This window comes from Streptomyces sp. NPDC005574, assembly GCF_040605435.1.
GTDB lineage: Bacteria > Actinomycetota > Actinomycetes > Streptomycetales > Streptomycetaceae > Streptomyces.
Genome location: NZ_JBEXCW010000276.1, coordinates 1 through 1992, shown reverse-complemented (window position 1 = coordinate 1992; position 1992 = coordinate 1). Strand labels below are relative to the sequence as shown.

2 protein-coding genes and 1 pseudogene are annotated in these 1992 nt (G+C 67.5%); all 3 read left to right on the top strand.

Annotation, left to right across the window (positions count from 1 at the left end; genetic code table 11):
• The first annotated feature begins 553 nt into the window (after window positions 1-553).
• The 3 genes and pseudogenes from ABZT03_RS44060 (at window position 554) to ABZT03_RS44050 (ending at window position 1782) form a co-directional block, all read left to right on the top strand.
• Window positions 554-697 carry a hypothetical protein gene (locus ABZT03_RS44060; RefSeq protein WP_356049921.1) on the top strand — a complete coding sequence of 48 codons (144 nt, stop codon included), beginning with the start codon at window positions 554-556 and terminating at the stop codon, window positions 695-697.
• A gap of 88 nt (window positions 698-785) precedes the next feature.
• Window positions 786-1124, top strand: a pseudogene (locus ABZT03_RS44055) (helix-turn-helix domain-containing protein); the annotation flags it as partial.
• Window positions 1102-1782, top strand: a complete 681-nt coding sequence (locus tag ABZT03_RS44050) for an ISAs1 family transposase (protein WP_356049923.1) — start codon at window positions 1102-1104, stop codon at window positions 1780-1782. The pseudogene ABZT03_RS44055 and the gene ABZT03_RS44050, both read left to right, overlap by 23 nt.
• Window positions 1783-1992 lie beyond the last annotated feature (210 nt).

Below are 1992 nucleotides of genomic sequence, written 5' to 3'. Positions count from 1 at the left end.
GCCAAACTCACCACCCACACCGCGGCCGAGGACCCGGTCGGCTGGCCCGGCCTCGTGCAGTGCGCCCTGACCGGCCTGGAGATCGACCTGGCGGGTGATCCCGACCAGATCGCCGTCCTGGCGGAACACGCCACCATCCGCGCCGTGTGTGCATGACGTGCCTCGACAACCGCCACCACCTACAGCCAGCCTTTCCGGAGGTCACGGGTGTGGTGGCGGCTCGTTCCCGCGAGAGTCGGGAGACCGGCTTTCCTCGGGCAGTACCGGGCGCGAGGAGGCCTGACAATCGGGGCACATGATCAAGCCATGGCCGTCGGGGGCCACGAGGGTCCCCCAGCCCCGGCAGCGCTGACAGCCGACGGCGTCATCGGTCTTCAGCCCGGCCGCCGTGTGGTGTGTCACTGGAGCATCAGCCATACACGACCGAACAATCGGACATTTCTTTCTATTCCACAGGAAGAGGGAGGTTGTGGATGATGCTGTGAATGAGGTGAAGGCGCGCCCCGGTCCGACGCTTCCGCCGGCACCTGGCCACCCATGAACGGACAGCCGGATGAGCGGCCACGACGAGACCCGCACGGCTGACCAGCTCGACGGTGGTCACCACATCGCGGCAGCAGCTGCTCCCCATCAGCCCGAGACGGGCCGCCAGGTCGCCTCATGCGGCCAGCCCTGCGACGGTCTCGGCGACGCCTGAATTCTGACCCTCTGACGGCGGATCAAAAGTGACCCTCTGGGTGGTTTTCGCCTGAACCTGATCTTGATCGGAAGGTCAGGAGGGAAGGGTGATCCGCGTGGAGGACTGGGCAGAGATCCGTAGGCTGCACCGGGCCGAGCAGATGCCGATCCGGGCGATCGCCCGGCATCTGGGCATCTCGAAGAACACGGTGAAGCGTGCGCTGGCGAGTGACCGGCCGCCGAAGTACGAGCGGCCGGCCAAGGGCTCGGTGGTCGACGCGGTCGAGGTGCAGATCCGTGAGCTGCTGCGGGAGACCCCGTCGATGCCCGCCACGGTGATCGCGGAGCGGATCGGGTGGGAACGCGGGATGACGGTCCTCAAGGAGCGGGTGCGGGAACTGCGGCCCGCCTACGTTCCGGTCAATCCGGCCGGCTCACGCACGAGTCCTGGCCCAGCGGCAGGTCGCCTTCAAGAGCAACGAGATCTCCTCCTTCGCACCGCTGCTGGACGGTTTCGAGCTCGCGAACTCGGTGGTGGCCGCCGATGCCCTGCACACCCAGCACGGCCACGGGGCCTATCTGACCCGTCGCGGCGCGCACTACGTGGCCGTCGTGAAGAAGAACCATCCGGGCCTGTACGCCCAGGTCAGGAACCTGTCCTGGCGGGACATCCCGCTCGGGCACCGCACTCGCGACCACGCCCACCACCGCGACGAGATCCGCCGGCTCAAGGTCGCCGCGTTCAGTCACCTCGACTACCCCGGCGCCCGCCAGGCGATCCAAGTCGTACGCTGGCGACGCGACTTGAGCACCGGGAAGCTGACCATCGAGCGCGTCTACCTGATCACCAGCCTGACCGTCTTCGACGCCACCTGCACCGAGCTCGCCACCTGGATCAGAGGCCACTGGGGCATCGAGAACCTCCTGTACCCCGTCCGGGACCGCACCTTCCGCGAGGACGACTCCAAAATCCGCACCGGCACCCTGCCGCGCGCCATGGCCTCCCTGCGCAACCTCGCCATCAGCGTCTTCCGCCAGGACGGCCACACCAGCATGGCCGCCGCCCTCCGCCGCACCGGCCGCGACTACCACCGGCCCCTATGAGCCCTCGGCCTCACGTGACGAACCCAGACAGATCTCGATCATGCAATGACCATGGGTCGTGCCCCTCCGGTGGGGGAGCCGCTACCCGTCGGCTGGCTGGCGGTGCGCTTGCTCTGGTCGCGTCCAGAAGGTGGTGTAAAAGGCGACGAGCGTAGGTTTCCGTACTGAACCGACCAAAGTTCGTACGAGGAAGGACCCACGCTCGTGCAC

What these genes read in the sequence shown, in the direction of transcription:
- ABZT03_RS44060 (WP_356049921.1), top strand. Translation starts at nt 554, where the DNA reads ATGAGCGGCCACGACGAGACCCGCACGGCTGACCAGCTCGACGGTGGT.